The following is an 18414-nucleotide window of genomic DNA, read 5'->3' as shown; positions in this document are numbered from 1 at the left end:
TACAAGGAGTTGTTATGAATGAATCTGCAAGTTTAAAAGACAATTACAAATTTACACAAAAAGAAGCGGACATACTGCGTGCGTTACAACCACGTATGCAAGAACTTTCATCCGAATTTATAGACGAGTTTTACAACTACATTTGGGGTTTTGGAAAAACAGCTCAATTTTTAAAAAACAGCACCATCATTGCACATCATCAAGAAAAACTCAAAGAGTGGTTTATAAACCTTTTTTGTGGAAAATATGACATGCAATACTTCGCTTCTTTGTATAAAATTGGTGAAACACATGTTCGTATTGGGTTACCCACTCACTATGTAAACTCCGCATTTACTTTTGTTCGAACTTTTGTATTAAAAAACATTGAAGATAATTTTACAACTAAAACAGAACATCTTAATCAAATTAAAGCCGTAGAAAAAATCATTGATATGAATTTGGATGTTTTAACCAGCTCTTACAGAGAGGAGGAGCTGAGTAAGTTCTTATCTTTATCTTCTCTGGAAAAAATGATTCTATCTGGATTAAAAAAATTTAACTCTTATATCAATTTCTTTTTAGCAATGGCGTTGGTCATGGTTGCCTTTTTTGCCATTGGATTATTCATCTATGATATATATTTGCTTTTTTATTCCGATGTAGGTATTGAAAAAGGAATATTGACCGTATTAGGAAGTTTATTGGTTCTTTGGGCTGCAATTGAGCTTATTCATGAAGAGATAAAGCATTTAGGAGGAAAAGGGTTTGCTATTGGAGCATTTTTAATGTTGGCCATGGCCGCTTTGATACGTAAAGTATTGATTTACTCTTTATCTTCTGAGAAAACAAGTGAACTATTGATTATCGGCATTGTCATTGTTGCATTAGGTGTTGCTTATCGATTGGTTGTCTCTAAAAGTAAAGAGAAAATTGTTTAAAATACAGAGTGTTTAACTCTGTATTTCAATTTTAGGTACCGCACAAATTTCATTTGGTTTACGGTCTCTTTTTCGATAGGCAACTGCAATCGTTATAAAGACTAACGTTGTCAATACATAAACCCATGTAGGAATTGGAAGAGGGTCTCCTGTTGCATATGAGTGCATTCCTGAAAGATAAAAATTTACTCCAAAATAGGTCATTAAAATGGTTGAAAAAGCCAACAATGATGCCACAGAGAAAGCAAATGCGGTATTGAATTGTTTAATAAATCGTAAGTGAAGCACTAAAACATATGTTACAATTGCAACATAAGCCCATGTCTCTTTTGGATCCCATCCCCAGTATCGTCCCCATGACTCATTCGCCCAAACTCCACCTAAAAAGTTACCAATAGTCAGAGCCGAAAGTCCAATAATCAATGATACTTCATTGATGGTCGTAATTTGTTTAATGGTGGTATCAATATGTGGTCGTTTTTCACTTCTGGCAATAAAAAGCAGTATGGACATAAAGCCTAAAATGGCTCCAAGACCTAAGAAACCATATGAACCTGTTAAAATGGATACGTGAATGGTCAGCCAATATGATTTAAGCACAGGCACCAAGTTGGTGATTTGTGGATCAATATGACTTAAATGTGCCGTAAACATAAACACACCGCCAATGATCACGGCCCCACTTAAAGCCAAAAGAGATTTTCTAAAGAAAATCACTCCAGCAAAAACAGCAGACCATGAGATATACAGCAATGATTCATACGTATCTGACCAAGGAGCGTGTCCACTAACATACCATCTTAATCCCATACCAAAAGTGTGTGCAACAAACAGCAGCGCTAAGAGTGTAAAGAAAAAGTACGTGATAGCACGGTGTTGTAAATTTTTATTAAACACTGAAGCGAATGCGATGATAAACAAAACAAACCCAGAAGCAACATAAGCAATGGTCAACTTAGGAAAAATGTCTATTTCATCAAAGAAAAGTTCATTGTCCAGTTGAGTAGGGCTAGGAATAACATCTTTCCCTACTTTCTTTTGATATTGTGAAATATGACCAATAAACTCATCTGCCATTTCCCAATTTTCAACAATCACATAGTTAATCAAACCTCGTACCATGGTTTCAACAGCGGTTTTATTCTCACCTTGAAACTCATTTATGGCTTCAAGAGGGTTATACCATTTGTTATTACCTTGTTCAAATTTTGGAAAAACTTTAAAAAGTGAACCACTGTAGACCAAATAGGCAATATTTAGACGCTCATCTACTTGAATTAAATCTTTTTCAAATGTTCCTCTTTGATTGGGGTTAACACGGTTGGCTTCATTGATTTCATTGATTAAAAGATATTGACCATCTTTAAATACATCAGAAAAAGCAATATATTTATCACTCTCATCAATGCCAATGAGTTTTTTGAGTTTAGGTGTTTTAATTTTAATCATTTTAATATGACGCCAATACTCCGGTCGTGTCAACATACCTAAAACAATTTGGTTATAATCCATTCCGAACAGCTCATTTTTTCCACTGAGTTTATTTAAAATCTGTTTATTTAATGAACCAGCTGGTTTCATTCGTCCTTGAGAGGTTTGAACTGCAAGTTTTGAGAACTTATGTGCAGTCTCCACTGAAGCTGTTTTATATGTTTTGATATACTCTTCTACGCTGCTATAATCTTTTGCATAGGCATTGATTGAACCAAATAGTAAAGCAACCAATAAAAAAGAGGCAAGATTTTGCTCTTTTAAATACTTTGTGAGCTTCCAAAAACGGCTCTTTTTATCAAATAAATTCCATACCAGTCCAAGAGTTAATAAGAAATAACCAAAGTAAGTTGGCCATTTCCCTGGGTCATTATTCACGGAAAGAATGGTTCCCATTTCGTCCATGTCGTATGAACTTTGAAAGAATAAAAAATGTCCTTCATTGAGTGTATTATTCATGAAAATCCGATAATCATACTCACTTCCATTCTCTTTTTTAACCGTTACTTCTGAAGCATATGACGAAGGAGACATGCTTCCTGGGTATCGCTCTAACTGAAAATCTCTGAGTTTAATAGAGAAAGGAAGCGTCAATGGTTTGGAACCGTATGAAATAGAGACAATCGTATCGCCATACGTTTTACTTCGTTCCATTCCTTTTTGACCTCGTAATCCAGGCAGCCTAAACTCTTGTGTTTCTCCTTTAAGTGTTGCATCAACAGTAAGAAGTCCCATTGAAGCTTTGTCTTTTTTTGCAAAAACATAATTTTTGTATTTGAGGTTTAATACATTTTCCTCAAACTCGACATTGTAATCAAAATCATTCCCCAATGCAGAGAATTCGATTTGAAACTCTTGATAATAAATTTTACCGTTATGATCAATAGTGACTTGTAAGTAAGGCTCCAGCGAAATCATCTCATTTTGAGATTGTCCTTCACGAATATGAATAATACCTTCGTACCCCACATATCGTGTAATAGCTGAACCAATTAAAATCACTACAAATGCAAAGTGAAGTAAAAACCTTGGAGGTTTCTTCCACATTTTCATTTTGTACATGATTCCACACATGTTTATAACAGTAAGCGTCAGTACCGTTTCATACCATAAATGGTTGTATACAAGTACTCGGGCGGTTGAAGTTCCAAAATCATTTTCAATAAAAGTTGCAACTGCGGCACCTGCACCTAGTAGCACAAGAAGACAGGCCATCGTCCAATATGAAAAGAGTATATCACTTAGTTTTTTCAATCGTTATCCTTCCAAATATATGTTTGAAGTATTTTAGTGTTTTATAGTGAAGTAATTGTGTAGATTATCCACTTTGAGTCCAAAAACCGACTCATCTTAAGTAACATTAGTATAGCCAATTTAAGTTTTAAAAAGTTTTATCTTTTGGTCAATAGTAAGAGGAATATACAAATTATTTGTTATAATTCGACCATGAAATTAGAAGATGTACAAAAATTAAAACAAGATTGTTTAGAGTGGAAAAACGTAAAGCCTTGGTATGACCAACTTAAGAAAAGTTTAGCCATAGAAAAACCCACCGCAGAAGTTAAACTTGAAGATTGGGTAAGCGTAGGAAAAAAAGAGGACTTAACGCAAGAGGAGTATGAAACTGTTTATGAAACAGCAAAAAAACTCATTCCTTGGAGAAAAGGGCCTTTTAAACTTTTTGATATAGAAATAGACAGTGAATGGCAAAGTAATATCAAGTATAATCTTATTCGACCACATTTTAATTTAAAAAATAAAGTGGTCGCTGATATTGGTTGTAATAACGGCTATTACATGTTCAGAATGCTTGAAGACAAGCCTAAAAGATTGATTGGTTTTGATCCAAGTCCTTTAACGATGTTACAGTTTGATTTTATCAATCATTTTGTAAAGTCTGATATTGTGTATGAGAAGTTGGGAGTTGAGCATTTAGAGCTTTATAACCATAAGTTTGATTTTATTTTTATGCTGGGTGTTTTGTATCACAGGCCAGACCCGGTAGGTACACTTAAATCATTAGCACGTAGTATGAACAAAGATGGAGAGGTTCTAATTGATACATTTATGATAGATGGAGAAGAGGAGGTTGCGTTAACCCCTAATGGCAGGTATTCTAAAATTCCGAATATCTACTTTATTCCAACAATTGCGGCACTTAAAAACTGGCTATCACGTGCAGGGTTTGAAAATATTGAAGTCTTAGCTGTTACAACAACCACGTCTGAAGAGCAGAGAAAAACACAATGGTCATTTGATCAAAGTTTGGAAGATTTTTTAGATCCTAAAGATCCCAGCAAAACAGTAGAAGGGTACCCAGCGCCTAAACGCGTCTATATCAAAGCAAAAAAAGCGTAGAGCAATTAAAAAAGCTCTACGGTGTTTTCTTGTTCAGGTTTATACGTTAAAAAACGACCTCGACCTAAGTTTTTGGCTTCATATAAAGAGATGTCTGCATTTTTAAGAATCTCATTTGAAGACTCAATGTCATGATCATATTGTGTGATACCTACACAAATTGTTTTTTTAAGTATATGTCCCTCTTTATTCACAATCACTTCACTTTGTGCAAAACTGTCAATGAGTTTTTGAGCCACATATTCAGCATCTTTTTGTTCAGTGATCCCGTATAAAACAATGAAAAACTCATCACTTTCTAAACGTACAACCAAATCAGACTCTCGAACATTTTCTTGTAGTACATTCGCTAAATTAATAATAACTTTATCCCCAATAGAGTAGTCAAATTCGTCAATTACTGCTTTATAGTGGTCAATACCGACCATTAAAAAAGCAACATTTTTTGACTCTCTTTTTGCCAACGGCAATACTTTTGATAGATGTTCGATTAAAAACTTTCGATTATACGCATTTGTAAGTGTATCTCTAAGCGAAAGATCTTTCACTAAAGCTTGATACGATACCGTGCTGATAAGAGGTGCAATCATATAAAACAGTGTGCTGATATACCGCTCTTTAGACATCAACTCCTTATGGTGTTTTTCATCATTGGACATAAGTGTAAATGAGATTGAGATATTGGAATTCATATCAACATCATACGTGCTTGAAAGAGCTTCATTATAAACAGCATCATCACCATTTTGATACGCTATCTCTTCTGTTTTATCCATTAATGCACGAATAGTTATTTTAAGATGTTTAACCTCATAGGTTATCTCTAGCCATTGTTGCAACTCTTTATAAATGGCTTGAACATTACTTAACCCTCTGAGTCGTTCATAAAATTTAAAATATGAATAGAAGTCGTTTTTCAGACAATTGTCTTCTAAGATTTTTTTAATACTGCTTCTAATTAAGTCACTCATTTAATTTCCTAAAAAAGATCGATGCTGCTTACTTGCTCTTGGTTAAATAACACAACTTGGTCACGTCCTTTATTTTTTGCTTCATAAAGTGCGATGTCTGCATTTTTACACACTGAATCAAATGAACGACTGTCATCAGGGAATACAGAGACACCAATACTGATTGTTTTACGCAATTTAGTCCCTGCATAAATATCAATCTCGTTTTGACTGACTTGGATTCGAATCTTATTTGCAACAGCCATTGCGCTTTGCACTGAATCGATGTTATTAAGAATAACCAAGAATTCTTCTCCACCAAATCGAACCACCAAGTCAGATTCACGTACATTTTCTAACAGTATACCAGCTAATTCTTTAAGAACAATATCACCAATATCATGTCCATATTCATCATTGACTGCTTTAAAATGGTCCATGTCCAACATAAGCACAGCCAATTTTTTATTGTCTCGCAGAAGCTGTGGAATTGATTTTTTAATATATTCATCCAAGAATTTACGGTTATAAAGTCCTGTAAGGCCGTCTCTAAAGGCAGAGTCTTTAAGTGCTTTAAGAAGAATTTTAACCTCAATAGAGGGTGCAGCTTCATTAATATAACTTTTAATAAAAGCAATGTTGTCTTTAAGATATTGCAGTTCATCTTTTGTTTCAACCACAAAATTAATCACAATCGTTGTGTTTTTATTGATATTCACACTTGTACAATAGTAGTAGTAATTCTCTTCAGTGAAACATGGACAGGAGTTATGAAAATCAACTGAAATAACGTCGTTGCTGGTTCGAGCACTTCGACAAAGTGAAGGATTATTCATATGAGAAGGACAGCAGAAATTAAGGTCTCCCACTTGTTTCACAATTTCTCGTCTCTCTTCTTTGAGATTGGTTTGATAAATGGTAAAATCTTTTTGTTTAAATTGTTTTTGTAACACTTGTGCCAATCGGCTAAAAATTTCCTCTTTTGTTTGGTCTTGTTCAATCTCTTTTTTAAATTGATAGAGATTAGAGAGGTTTGTTATGATGATTTTAGATTCATCCAGTGGAGTTTGATTCTCTTTATAAGTGGTTTGTCCAATAAAATATTTTAGTTTTTTATCAATATCCGTAAATGTGGCTTTATAGCTGTCAAGCAGTCGATTAAAGTTAGAAGTAAAATCTTTCATATCTTTTGGCAAATTGTTGTTCTCTTCAACTTGCACAAATTTACCATTAACCGCCTCTTTAATACTTGCACCCCATTTTTCAAAGAGCTTTAAGTAAGGCTTTAAAATATTTGAAGTAATAAAAATAATGGTTAAAATGCTCGCAACAGTGATTACTAAAATCATGTAAATAGAGTTAATACCAACTTGTTTAAGATCGTTTACATCCAATTCAATTGAAACAGCGCCTAAAGTTTCACCATACTTTACATTGTGACAAGTTAAACAATTGACATTTCCATCTGAGTTTGCCAAATAAGGTATCGTGACACGCATGATGGTTTCATTGGTAGAAAAATTTTCGTAGAGTTGATAATCCATTTTACCTGTTTTAATCACTTTTTGATCAATGGTATCTCTGAGTTTTTCGTTATCTCTTCCAGGTCCAAACTGCTCAGTAACGGAGTTTGCTCGTACAAACCAAAGTTTTTTAACATTGGACATGTTTGAAATGGAGTTAATAAAAGTGTCTCTTTGGTCCATGTTTCCATTGATCATGTGAGAGGTTAAACCGTTTTTAACCACTTCTGAAATGGATTTTGCAGTATTAATGGATGTTTTAATACCCGATTGTCTTAAATTGTACGCAATGAGTGCAGTAATAATCAGCGCTAAGATTATTACCATTGTAGAGAATTGTACAATTATTCTTTTTTTCATCTATATACTTCCTGCCTCTATACTTCACCGATTTTACTATAACGAACCTTAATTGTTACAAATAATTTTTCCAGTTATTTAAAGAGTTTCTTTCTCTTGATAAAAATGTGTCAAGCCCGTGACCAGGGTATATTTGAATATCTTTGTCCCATTTAAGTATTTTTTCAATACTTTCAATCATTTGCCTGGAATCAGAGTAAGGAAAATCGGCTCTTCCAATGGAACCAGAGAAGATAAAATCCCCACTAAATAGTCTATTTTCTATCTCAATTGCACTGCAACCTGGAGTGTGCCCAGGGAAGTGATGGAAGGTCACTTTGATACCCTCTATCATTAAGCTTTCATCTGGTTGAACCAAAATATCCGCTTGTGTTTTTGGAACATCAAAACCAAATGGGTTATTTTGTAGCATAAATGCATCATCTTTAGGACAATAAAGTTTCACATTTAATAGCTCTTTAAGTTCTTGATCACTCCAAATATGATCAAAATGACCATGTGTATTTAAAATTGCAATAGGATAATGTACATTCTCTTTGACCCAATTGGTTGCTCCCACACCTGGATCAATAATAATATCTTTTTCATCAATTGTGACAATATAACAATTTGTTTGGTAATCACCCATTGGGCGCACTTTAATATCCATTCTAAACCTTATTTTTGATAAAATTTTGTGATTATATCAATTATGAGGTAACAAGTGGATTATTTTAAAACATTAGAAACAATATTAAGAGAAAAAATGCCTACAAAAAAGTTTGAACTTTTTGAATCATTTTATCAAACATACAAAGAGAATAAAATAATAAAAGAAAAGAGTTTTACACCCATTACTTTAAATAAACCCTCATACGATGGTTTACTGAATGTGGTGTTGCCAAAAGAGGTAAAAACACGTAAATATTTTGATACCATAGAAGGGAAAGCAAGTCTTTTACACACCATCTGTCATATTGAGTATGGTGCAATAGATTTGGCCTTAGATGCTGCATATCGCTTCAATGGTTTACCTCAAATGTATTATGACGATTGGTTGGAAGTAGCAGAAGATGAAATCCGACATTTTAAAATGTGTGAAACTCTTTTAAAAGAGTTGGGTTATGTGTATGGAGATTTTGAGGTACACACCAATTTGTTTGAGGCCATGAAACGAACCCAAACACTGTTAAGCCGTATGGCGATTGTGCCGCGCTACTTAGAAGCCAATGGGTTAGACCAAAATCCTAAAATTATGGAAAAACTCAAATCCAATCCTGATGCTATGAATAAAAAAATATTAGAAGCATTAGAAGTGATACTTGAAGAGGAGATTTCGCATGTTCAAAAAGGGGACAAATGGTTTAAATATGCATGCGAACTTGAACAGTGTATCCCAGAAGAGACCTATTTGAAACTTTTAGAAGAGTATTATCCAGGAAGTACACAAAAAGTGTTGAATTTAAATTTCAAAGCGAGAAAGCAAGCTGGTTTCAGCTGCGATGAACTCAAACGTCTTTCAAATAAAAAAGAGTGTGTATAACTCTTTTTTATCTTTTAAAGAGGATGATTTTCCACGATAAAATCAATGTCTTTATCTCCGCGACCACTCAGACTGACTAAAATGGTTTGATCTTTTGGTAAAGTAGAAGCCAATTTCATCGCATAAGCCACCGCATGAGCAGATTCTAATGCTGGAATGATACCTTCTAATTGTGATAGCTTATAAAACGCATCAATGGCCTCTTTGTCATTGCATAATCCTACTTTTGTTCGACCAATACTGTTTAAATAAGCGTGTTCAGGTCCCACTGAAGGATAATCTATCCCACTTCCTATTGAATAAACAGGTGCCGGTTCACCCTTTTCATCCTTTAGCATAATTGAGTTAAACCCATGCATGATACCTTCGCTTCCATGCGTTAAACTTGCACTGTGTTGCCCAAGATTTTCACCAATGCCCATTGGTTCCACACCATAAAGGTTCACCTCTTTATCATCAATAAATCCAGCAAAAATTCCCATGGCATTGCTTCCACCACCCACACATGCAACCACATGATTGGGTAAGGCATCTTCATGTTCTAAAAACTGCTCTTTGGATTCAAATCCAATCACACTTTGAAAGTCTCGAACCATCATTGGAAATGGGTGCGGTCCCACCACAGAACCAATACAATATATTGAATTTTCAGTATCAGCCAAATAAGCTTCAAAAGCTGAATCAACTGCCTCTTTGAGTGTTTTAAGCCCATGCGTAGCAGGAACCACTTTCGCCCCTAAGATTTTCATACGTACAACGTTGGGGTGCTCTTTAGCGATATCAACTTCCCCCATATGAATTTCACACTCCAAACCAAAGTACGCTGCAGCTGTTGCTAAAGCAACACCATGTTGTCCTGCACCTGTTTCAGCAATGACTTTTTTCTTTCCAAGATATTTTGCTAAAATCACTTCCGCCATACAGTGGTTGAGTTTATGAGCTCCCGTGTGGTTTAAATCTTCTCGTTTTAAGTAGATTTTTGCCCCACCACAAGCTCGTGTTAAATTTTGTGCAAACGTAATAGGAGTAGGGCGTCCTTGATAATGCTTTCGCACATATTTAAGCTCTTCAATAAACTCAGGAGAGTTTTTTAACTCCTCATATGCTGCTTGAATTTCTTCAAAAGGTTTTTCCAGTTGTGGAGGGATAAAAGAACCACCAAATTGACCAAAAAAACCCTTTTCATCAGGCATTGTTTCTAAGTATGCTTTTGTCATATTAAACCTTTATGAAAACCATTTTTTAACTCTGTCAAACATTCCTTCAAAGACAGATTCGTGAGGTTTACTTTCAATTCCAAAACTCTCTTGAAGTTTTTCAAGTAACTCTTTTTGTTCAGCATTTAAATCAGTAGGGTATTTAATCGCAATTTGTACAATCAAATCACCTTTTCCATATCCTTGTACCGATTTAACACCTTCACCTCTGAATTTAAACTGCTCTTTATCTTTTGTACCTGCTGGAACTTTCAGTTCTAATTCCCCTTTTAATCCAGGAATTTTAATGGTATCGCCAAGAACAACTTGTGTAAAGAAAAGAGGTACTTCTAAATAGATGTCATCGTCATGTCGAACAAAGTGAGAGTCTTCTTTGACTCGAATTTGAATATATAAATCGCCTCGAGAACCATCTGGAGCGATATTTCCTTTATTGGATACTCGAATACGATTTCCTGTATTCACACCTTCAGGAATGTCAACTTTGAAGCTCTCTTTGACCTCTTTGTATCCTAAACCAGCACATTTATTACATTTTTCGGCCGCAGCTTCACCGCTACCTTGACAGTGTGGACACGTTTGAGCAAACGTCATAAAACCTTGTCGTGTATGAATTTGACCTTGTCCTTCACAATACATACATTTAGAGAGTTTACCGTCTTTAGCTCCACTTCCTTTACAAGATTCACATGCTGTTTTATAACTGTATTCTACCTCTTTATTGATACCAAATACGGCTTCATTGAAATCAATTTCAAGCTCGATACCAATATCCAAATTATAACTATATGTTTTTCGTTGTCGTCTTCGGTTACTGCCAAAGCCTCCACCAAATGCGCCACCAAACATCTCTTCAAATACAGAACTTAAGTCATCGAAACCACCAAAGCCTCCACCACTTTGCCCATGTCCTTCAAGACCTGCCTTACCATATCGGTCATAAATTTGTCTTTTTTGATCATCGCTTAAAACTTGATACGCTTCATTAACCGCTTTGAATTTCTCTTCGGCCTCTTTATCGTCTGGATTTTTATCAGGATGATATTTCATTGCCATTTTTCGGTAAGCTTTTTTAATGGTTCCTTTGTCACTGTTTTTACTTACTTCTAATAATTCATAGTAGTCTATTTCAGTCAATTCTATCACCTTTATGCATTTAATTTTTTGCGATTTTATCTAAAAAATCATAAAGATAAGATATAATCTGCGCATGAAACGTGGTTTAGAAAAATTTTACGACTTGGTCGATGCTTTTGAGAGTTTGCCTACTATTGGGCGTAAATCTGCACAACGCTTGGCTTACCATATTATTATGAATGACAACTATTGTGGCATAAAAATAGCGCACAGTATTGAAAATGCAATTGGGGCTATTAAACGTTGTAAAGATTGTGGTTCAATGAGTGAACATGAAATCTGTGAAATTTGTTTAGATGACAGACGCGAAAAAGAGATGTTGTGCATTGTACAAAGTGCCAAAGATATTTTTATCATTGAAGAGTCTAAACAGTACAATGGTTTGTATTTTGTCTTAAATGAGCTCGAAGAGATGGGATTACAAAAACTTTTGGATTTTATTGAGAAAAATGGAACAAAAGAGGTACTTTTTGCCATCACGCCATCATTATCCAATGATGCCTTTATTTTATATATTGAAGATAAACTGCAAAAATATGATATCGTTTTCTCTAAAATTGCGCAAGGTGTGCCCACCGGTGTGAGTTTAGATAATGTAGATATGTTATCACTGGCTAAAGCAATACAGAGTAAAGTAGGAGTATAACTCCTACTGTTTAGTCTAAAGTTCTATACAACTCAATGGCTGAATCAATCTCTTCACGACTCGCTTTTCTTCTGCACGAAAGATACCCTTGGCTTCCATCGCAACTTTCAAAAGGAAATACGGTTGCATAGACCCAATAATAACCACCTGATTTGGTGGCATTTTTAACATAACCTGTCCACACTTCACCTCTTTTAACTGTATCCCAGAGATCTTTAAAAGCAGCCTTAGGCATATCGGGGTGTCGTACAACGTTGTGTGGTTTACCAATGAGTTCATCTACTTCATATTCCGCAATATCACAAAATCCATCATTGGCAAAAGTAATGATCCCTTTTGCATTGGTTTCACTGACTAAAAAAGCATCATCTTTTAATATTGTCTCTTTTTCACTCATTGTAAGTCCTAGTTAAATTTCTTATTCGTTGCATCAGTAACCAAATTTTTAGCCATTGCATCCACTTCTTGTGCAATTTTAGTTACACTGTTTGATTCGTGGGCATTCTCTTGGGTTACTCTGTCAAGCATCGTAATGGCATCATTGATTTGTTCAATTCCAAGCATTTGCTCTTTTGAAGCAGATGAAACATCGTGAATGATTTGAATGGTTTCAGTAATACGTGAATTGAGTTCTTCATACCCTTGAATCATCTCATCAGAGATCACTTTTCCTTCATTGGCTTTTAAGTTGGCATCTTCAACTAAGCCTTTAATCTCTTTAGCCGCTTCTGCACTTCTGGTTGCTAAGTTTCGGACCTCTTGTGCAACGACAGCAAAACCTTTTCCTGCTTCACCTGCAGTGGCTGCTTCAACGGCCGCATTCAAAGACAAAATATTGGTCTGAAATGCAATTTGATCAATGATATTAATGGCTTCATTGATGGCTGTTACTTTGGAGTTGATTTCATCCATTGAGCTTGCTGTTTTTGTTGCAAGTTGTTCACCTTCTGTGACACTGTGACGTACAGATTGCCCAAGCTCTGCCATTTTTGAAGCATTGCTTGCATTGTTTCTTGTAATAGATGTGATCTCTTCAACAGCAGCGGCCGTTTGTTCCAATGAAGCCGCTTGTTCATTGGCTTTGGTTGCTAGATTGTTCATCGATTGCGTCATTTGTGTTGAATTGGATTCAAGAATTCGACCATTTTCTAGGTTCATTCTTGCACTTTCACTCAATTCGTTCCCCAATGTATTAATGGATTGCATCACTGAGAGCATTCGTGCTTTTATTTTTGAATCAATTTGCAGTTTTGGACGATAATCCTCTTTCGCATACGCCACAAGTGTCTCTTCAAGACGGATCATCTTCTCTTCTAATGCATCAAGCATATCATTAACCGTCTGCTTGAGTGTCGCAACCATTGGATTATGCGTGCTTGATTTGACACGACATTTGAAAATACCTTGTTTAACCTTATCTGAAGTTAAAACAATTTCACCAATGACATTGATATCCTCTTTAATAGAAACATCGGTTTTTTGTATTTGTTCATTCCATTTGGCAAAGAGTTGATCTAGCTTTGAATTACCCGTTGAGTGCGTGTAGTTAAATCTATTTTGTTTATATTGAGTGAACCGAACGTATTGTTGAAAATATTCATCAATCATCTGCAATTCACGGTTTGAAATCGCGCCGAACATTCTATATCCTCTTAATTAGTACTTTTGTGAATTGTAGTTCAATTAAACTTAAAGACGGGATAAAATTTGTCCGATTTTCTATAAAAAATTATTATTTTTGTTATCTTTGGCATTTTTAACTCATTTTAATAGACTATTATGCTAAAATAAGCTCATGAGAATCGTATGTCAAAAATGCCAATTTTATTATGTGACTTGGGAAAAAAATCGCCCACATGGTTGTAAAGCGTATGGTTTTAAGTCACAAATTATCCCCAGTGCCGTTGTCAAACAAAACAGTGGTGCAGAGTGCTCTTTTTATAACCCAAAACAAAGAGAACAAAGTGTACAATAGAACTTCAAATTAAAACTAAGAGTCTGTATGCAACTTGAAAACGTCGTTGATGATTTTGAAAAAAATAAAATTTCAATTATTACTTACTGGATGAACAGCAAAGACGTTATGACGATTTTAGATCGTTACAATATTTCAAAAGAGTATTTTGTAAAAGAGTTTGCTGTACATATTCTAAGTTATTATGTGGGAGTTGTACGAAAAAAGGAACAACTGGGTAACTGCCCAACCATTGAAAAACTCTTAGAGTTTTTACGTTTTAATAACATCAAAACAGAGGAACTCTTTCTGCTTTGCAGTGCCTTTAAGAACTCGCTTATTGCTCAAATGTATAAAGACAATTTGGCTTCGCATGAGTTGGACAAAGAGATTAATTTTCTTTTTGAACAAAACTTTGCAGGGATACTTCAACGCTATACACTCTCTAAATCAGAACAAAATTTTGCACGACTGATGAATTTAACAGATAAAAATATCATCATGTCAAGTACAGATAAAAAAGGATTGATCACCTCTGTGTCTCAAGCTTTTTGTGATATCAGTGGTTACGCAAAAGAGGAGCTTATCGGCAAAAAACACAACATTGTGCGACACCCTGATATGTCCGATTTGCTTTTTGAAGATTTATGGGAAACCATTTCAAATGGAGAAACTTGGAAGGGTGAAATAAAAAACAGAAAAAAAGATGGAACCCATTATTGGGTGCATGCAACCATAGAGCCTCACTATAATGAAGGAAAAATCATAGGTTATGATGCACTTCGTCAAGATATTACAGCTAAAAAAGAGCTTGAAGAGCAACAACACATTTTGGTTGAACAATCCAAGTCTGCTGCAATGGGTGAGATGATTTCAATGATTGCACACCAATGGAGACAACCACTGCAAGCAGTCTCTATTTTAGTTCAAAAACTGCCTTTAACAAAAATGATTGAAGGCGAACTTTCAGATGATGTGATTGAAAAAGTGGTGGATGATGTCTCTATGCAGTTGCAATATATGTCAAAAACCATTGATGATTTCAGAGATTTCTTTAAACCTGATAAACAAAAAGAGAGCACAAACCTCAAAGGTTTGATTCAACGTACACAAGACTTTTTAACGTATATGTTAAAAGTAGACTCTATTGAATTTACAGTTATTGATAAAGGCGATGCAACTTTCTCATTACATGTCAATGAGGTAGTACAAGTATTGATTAATATTGTAAAAAATGCACGAGATGCGATGGTTGAAAAAGAGTTGGGTGAACGAAAGATTACCATTACGCACTCCATTGATGAAAAAAATGGCATTATTGAAATTTTAGATAATGCAGGTGGAATTCCTAATGAATATAAGGATAAAATATTTGAACCTTATTTTTCAACCAAAAAGAATAAAAATGGTACAGGCTTAGGTCTGTACATGAGTAAAAAAATCATTGAGCAGTATTGCTTTGGAAAAATCAGTGTTAAAAACCATAACAATGGAGCACTGTTTAAAATAGAATTACCAAGAAGTTAGGAGATAAAATTGTTGTATAAAGATTTAAAAGAGACTGTCAAAACACTCGGTTTTTTAACCATAGAAGATTTTGCAAAGTATATTGGTGTGACATCAAATGATGTACTTGAATGGGAAGCGAAAGATGAGATTCCATACACTGTCTCTTTAATTGTTCACCTGTTAAAAGGGGATAAAGTAGTACCAAACAATGTACTTGACAGTTTGGTTGAAGAGTGTTTGCCATTAGCAACACTTTTAGAAGAAGCCTCAAGTTTTCCAAGTAAACTTGAAGAAATGTTTTTATTACAAAAAGAGTTGAATGATTCAACCAATGGAAACAACTGGGAGTTGGGTGCCAATAAATTTGGGAAAGAAATCAACTGGCTTCGATGCATCCATATGGAAGTGGCTGAACTCATTGATTCAACACCATGGAAACACTGGAAAAACATCAATGCAGATCCTGACATGAGCAATATTCATGTAGAGTTGGTTGATATTTGGCATTTTTTAATGTCTTATATTCTTCAAGAGACCAATGTACCTAGAGCCGTATCTTTAGTCAATACGCATTGCATCTATGAAGCCAATGAAAACATTGATGTTAAACTCATGGTCAAAGAAGCAGAGAAGCTTTCATACATTGCGTTGGCAATTGAAACAGGAAACATGCCATCATTTTCTGGAATTGAGCGATTTATTGATCAATTCTTCAGATGTTGTAAAATCTCAGGCTTATCATTTAACTGGTTACAAAAACTCTATATTGGTAAAAACTGCTTAAACAAATTCCGACAAGATCACGGATATAAAGAAGGAACGTATATCAAAGAGTGGAATGGTAAAGAGGATAATGTTGTGATGGTTTCTATTTTAGAAAACATAGAAAGCATCAGTTTTTCAGAACTTTATGATGAGCTTCAAAAAGCCTATTCTCTCAATCAATAAAGGGTTAGCATTACGCTAACACCTTTTTTTAACAATACTCATTTTTATAATCCACATAGTGTGCGGCGTGTTTGATTAAACCATCCACATCCTCTTGCGTTAACTCCTTGACAACTTTAGCGGGACTTCCCATAATCAAACTTCTTGGAGGAAACTTTTTACCTTGAGTTACTAAAGAGTTTGCTCCTACAATACTGCCTTCACCAATAACAGCATTGTCTAAAATAGTAGCACTCATACCAATCAAACAATTATCTTGCACTTCACAGCCATGAAGCATCACTTTATGCCCAATGGTGACATTATTGCCTAAAACTGTTTTGGTATGCGTATCAGTATGAATCATCGATAAATCTTGAATATTGGTATTTTCACCAATTCGTATTTGATTAACATCGGCTCTTAGAACACAACCAAACCATACTGAAGAGTCTTTTCCTATTTTTATGTCTCCAATTAAATCTGCACTGGGTGCAATCCAAGCTGTAGAGTCAACTTTAGGGTAAAATTGTTTAAATTTCATAATCATTATATTTCTCCTTGAAAAGTTGAGTATATCATAAAAGTGTAGCAGAAAAATTGCATAAAAAAAGATATGACCGAGTAGGTCATATCTTTATAAAATAAAGTCAGCAAGAAGTTATTGTTTTTGACCAGCAATAATAAATCGAAGTGCGTTTAATCGAATAAACCCTTCTGCATCTTTTTGGTTATATACTTCATCTTCTTCAAATGTTGAATGTGCTTCAGAGTAAAGAGATTTTGCAGATTCTCTTCCTACTACAGTTACATTTCCTTTATAAAGTTTTACTTTAACTGTACCTTCTACATTTTTTTGAGTTGCATCAATGGCTGCTTGAAGCATTTCTCTCTCAGGAGAGAACCAATACCCTTGGTAAATCAACTTCGCATATCGTGGCATCATCTCATCTTTTAGGTGTGCTGCTTCTCTGTCTAAACAAATAGATTCAATCGCTCGGTGAGCTTTAAGCATGATGGTTCCACCTGGTGTCTCATAACACCCTCTTGCTTTCATACCTACATATCGGTTTTCAACAATATCTACTCGACCAATACCATGTTTATTACCATAATCGTTCAGTTTTTTAAGAAGCGTTGCAGGTGAAAGCTCTTCATCGTTGATTGAAATAGGGTCTCCATTTTTATATCCAATAGTGATGTATTCAGCTTCATCTGGCGCCTCTTCAGGAGAATTGGTCCATAACCACATTGACTTTTCTGGCTCATTATTTGGGTTTTCTAAGTGTAATCCCTCATAAGAAATGTGTAAAAGGTTCGCATCCATTGAGTAAGGACTGATTGCTGGGTTACCATCTTTATCTAGGTGTTTTTTATCAATCTCAATACCGTGCTCTTTTGCGTATGCCAAAAGCTTCTCTCGTGAGTTTAAGTCCCACTCTCTCCAAGGAGCAATCACAGTGATATCTGGACGTAATCCTAAATATCCAAGCTCAAATCGTACTTGATCATTTCCTTTTCCAGTTGCCCCATGAGAAACAGCATCTGCACCCATTTTATTTGCAATTTCAATTTGCTTTTTAGCAATAAGTGGTCGAGCAATTGATGTTCCTAAAAGATACTCACCCTCATAAATTGCATTGGCTCTGAACATTGGAAAAACGTAATCTTTTACAAACTCTTCACGAATGTCTAAAATAAAAATATTTTCTGGTTTAATTCCACACGCTAAGGCTTTTGCACGAGCAGGTTCTACCTCTTCACCTTGTCCTAAATCAGCTGTAAATGTAATAACTTCAGCATTATATTCATCTTGAAGCCATTTTAAAATTGTTGAAGTATCAAGCCCACCACTGTAAGCAAGTACAACTTTTTTAACCTCTTTTTTACTCATTATAAC

At 35.0% G+C, this 18414-nt stretch carries 16 protein-coding genes and 1 pseudogene; 7 read left to right on the top strand and 10 right to left on the bottom strand.

What is annotated here, in order from left to right; genetic code table 11:
* Positions 1 to 14: 14 nt before the first annotated feature.
* Positions 15 to 920, top strand: a complete 906-nt coding sequence (locus tag CRV04_RS04620; RefSeq protein WP_128995637.1) for a protoglobin domain-containing protein — start codon at positions 15 to 17, stop codon at positions 918 to 920.
* Positions 921 to 932: 12 nt separating this feature from the next.
* Here CRV04_RS04620 and CRV04_RS04615 read toward each other — a convergent pair whose 3' ends face one another.
* Positions 933 to 3665, bottom strand: coding sequence for a cytochrome c biogenesis protein (locus CRV04_RS04615; RefSeq protein ID WP_228126474.1), 2733 nt, complete (start codon positions 3663 to 3665; stop codon positions 933 to 935).
* A gap of 192 nt (positions 3666 to 3857) precedes the next feature.
* Here CRV04_RS04615 and cmoB point away from each other — a divergent pair, with 192 nt between their 5' ends.
* The gene (gene cmoB, locus CRV04_RS04610; protein WP_128995636.1) at positions 3858 to 4769 is read left to right on the top strand and encodes a tRNA 5-methoxyuridine(34)/uridine 5-oxyacetic acid(34) synthase CmoB; all 912 of its coding nucleotides are present in this window, start codon (positions 3858 to 3860) and stop codon (positions 4767 to 4769) included.
* A gap of 5 nt (positions 4770 to 4774) precedes the next feature.
* On the opposite strand, the gene CRV04_RS04605 is transcribed toward cmoB, so the two are convergent.
* The 3 genes from CRV04_RS04605 to CRV04_RS04595 are packed head-to-tail and all read right to left on the bottom strand — an operon-like array spanning position 4775 to position 8251.
* Complete coding sequence (locus CRV04_RS04605) at positions 4775 to 5740, bottom strand: GGDEF domain-containing protein (protein ID WP_128995635.1); 966 nt, start codon at positions 5738 to 5740, stop codon at positions 4775 to 4777.
* Between the two features lie 8 nt (positions 5741 to 5748).
* Complete coding sequence (locus tag CRV04_RS04600) at positions 5749 to 7602, bottom strand: GGDEF domain-containing protein (RefSeq protein WP_128995634.1); 1854 nt, start codon at positions 7600 to 7602, stop codon at positions 5749 to 5751.
* 55 nt (positions 7603 to 7657) lie between these two features.
* Complete coding sequence (locus tag CRV04_RS04595) at positions 7658 to 8251, bottom strand: MBL fold metallo-hydrolase (RefSeq protein ID WP_128995633.1); 594 nt, start codon at positions 8249 to 8251, stop codon at positions 7658 to 7660.
* A 54-nt stretch (positions 8252 to 8305) separates the two neighbouring features.
* On the opposite strand from CRV04_RS04595, the gene CRV04_RS04590 reads away from it, so the two are divergent.
* Entirely contained in the window at positions 8306 to 9124 is an 819-nt protein-coding gene (locus tag CRV04_RS04590) for a ferritin-like domain-containing protein (protein WP_228126473.1), read from the top strand.
* A gap of 14 nt (positions 9125 to 9138) precedes the next feature.
* Here CRV04_RS04590 and trpB read toward each other — a convergent pair whose 3' ends face one another.
* Both trpB and dnaJ read right to left on the bottom strand, forming a co-directional pair.
* Positions 9139 to 10341, bottom strand: a complete 1203-nt coding sequence (gene trpB / locus CRV04_RS04585) for a tryptophan synthase subunit beta (protein ID WP_128995632.1) — start codon at positions 10339 to 10341, stop codon at positions 9139 to 9141.
* Positions 10342 to 10350: 9 nt separating this feature from the next.
* Positions 10351 to 11478 (bottom strand): molecular chaperone DnaJ, encoded by a 1128-nt coding sequence (gene dnaJ / locus CRV04_RS04580; RefSeq protein WP_128995631.1) that lies wholly within the window; start codon positions 11476 to 11478, stop codon positions 10351 to 10353.
* Positions 11479 to 11551: 73 nt separating this feature from the next.
* On the opposite strand from dnaJ, the gene recR reads away from it, so the two are divergent.
* A complete protein-coding gene (recR, locus tag CRV04_RS04575; protein WP_128995630.1) occupies positions 11552 to 12124 on the top strand; it encodes a recombination mediator RecR in 573 nt (190 codons plus the stop codon).
* Positions 12125 to 12134: 10 nt separating this feature from the next.
* On the opposite strand, the gene CRV04_RS04570 is transcribed toward recR, so the two are convergent.
* Positions 12135 to 12521 (bottom strand): PAS domain-containing protein, encoded by a 387-nt coding sequence (locus CRV04_RS04570; RefSeq protein ID WP_128995629.1) that lies wholly within the window; start codon positions 12519 to 12521, stop codon positions 12135 to 12137.
* A gap of 8 nt (positions 12522 to 12529) precedes the next feature.
* Positions 12530 to 13267: pseudogene (locus CRV04_RS13030) on the bottom strand (methyl-accepting chemotaxis protein); the annotation flags it as partial.
* A gap of 652 nt (positions 13268 to 13919) precedes the next feature.
* Between CRV04_RS13030 and CRV04_RS04560 the strand changes: the two are divergent.
* Genes CRV04_RS04560 through CRV04_RS04550 form a run of 3 tightly spaced genes read left to right on the top strand, consistent with a single transcriptional unit; the run spans position 13920 to position 16535 of the window.
* Positions 13920 to 14099, top strand: coding sequence for a uracil-DNA glycosylase (locus tag CRV04_RS04560; protein ID WP_128995627.1), 180 nt, complete (start codon positions 13920 to 13922; stop codon positions 14097 to 14099).
* A gap of 27 nt (positions 14100 to 14126) precedes the next feature.
* Positions 14127 to 15605, top strand: coding sequence for a PAS domain-containing sensor histidine kinase (locus CRV04_RS04555; protein ID WP_128995626.1), 1479 nt, complete (start codon positions 14127 to 14129; stop codon positions 15603 to 15605).
* A gap of 9 nt (positions 15606 to 15614) precedes the next feature.
* A complete protein-coding gene (locus CRV04_RS04550; RefSeq protein WP_128995625.1) occupies positions 15615 to 16535 on the top strand; it encodes a dUTP diphosphatase in 921 nt (306 codons plus the stop codon).
* Positions 16536 to 16563: 28 nt separating this feature from the next.
* Here CRV04_RS04550 and CRV04_RS04545 read toward each other — a convergent pair whose 3' ends face one another.
* Both CRV04_RS04545 and CRV04_RS04540 read right to left on the bottom strand, forming a co-directional pair.
* A complete protein-coding gene (locus tag CRV04_RS04545; protein WP_128995624.1) occupies positions 16564 to 17064 on the bottom strand; it encodes a gamma carbonic anhydrase family protein in 501 nt (166 codons plus the stop codon).
* 111 nt (positions 17065 to 17175) lie between these two features.
* Entirely contained in the window at positions 17176 to 18408 is a 1233-nt protein-coding gene (locus tag CRV04_RS04540; RefSeq protein WP_128995623.1) for an argininosuccinate synthase, read from the bottom strand.
* Positions 18409 to 18414: the final 6 nt, after the last annotated feature.

Source organism: Candidatus Marinarcus aquaticus (genome assembly GCF_004116335.1).
GTDB lineage: Bacteria > Campylobacterota > Campylobacteria > Campylobacterales > Arcobacteraceae > Marinarcus > Marinarcus aquaticus.
The sequence above is the reverse complement of the archived record's forward strand: the minus strand, read 5'-3'. Positions and strand labels throughout refer to the sequence as shown.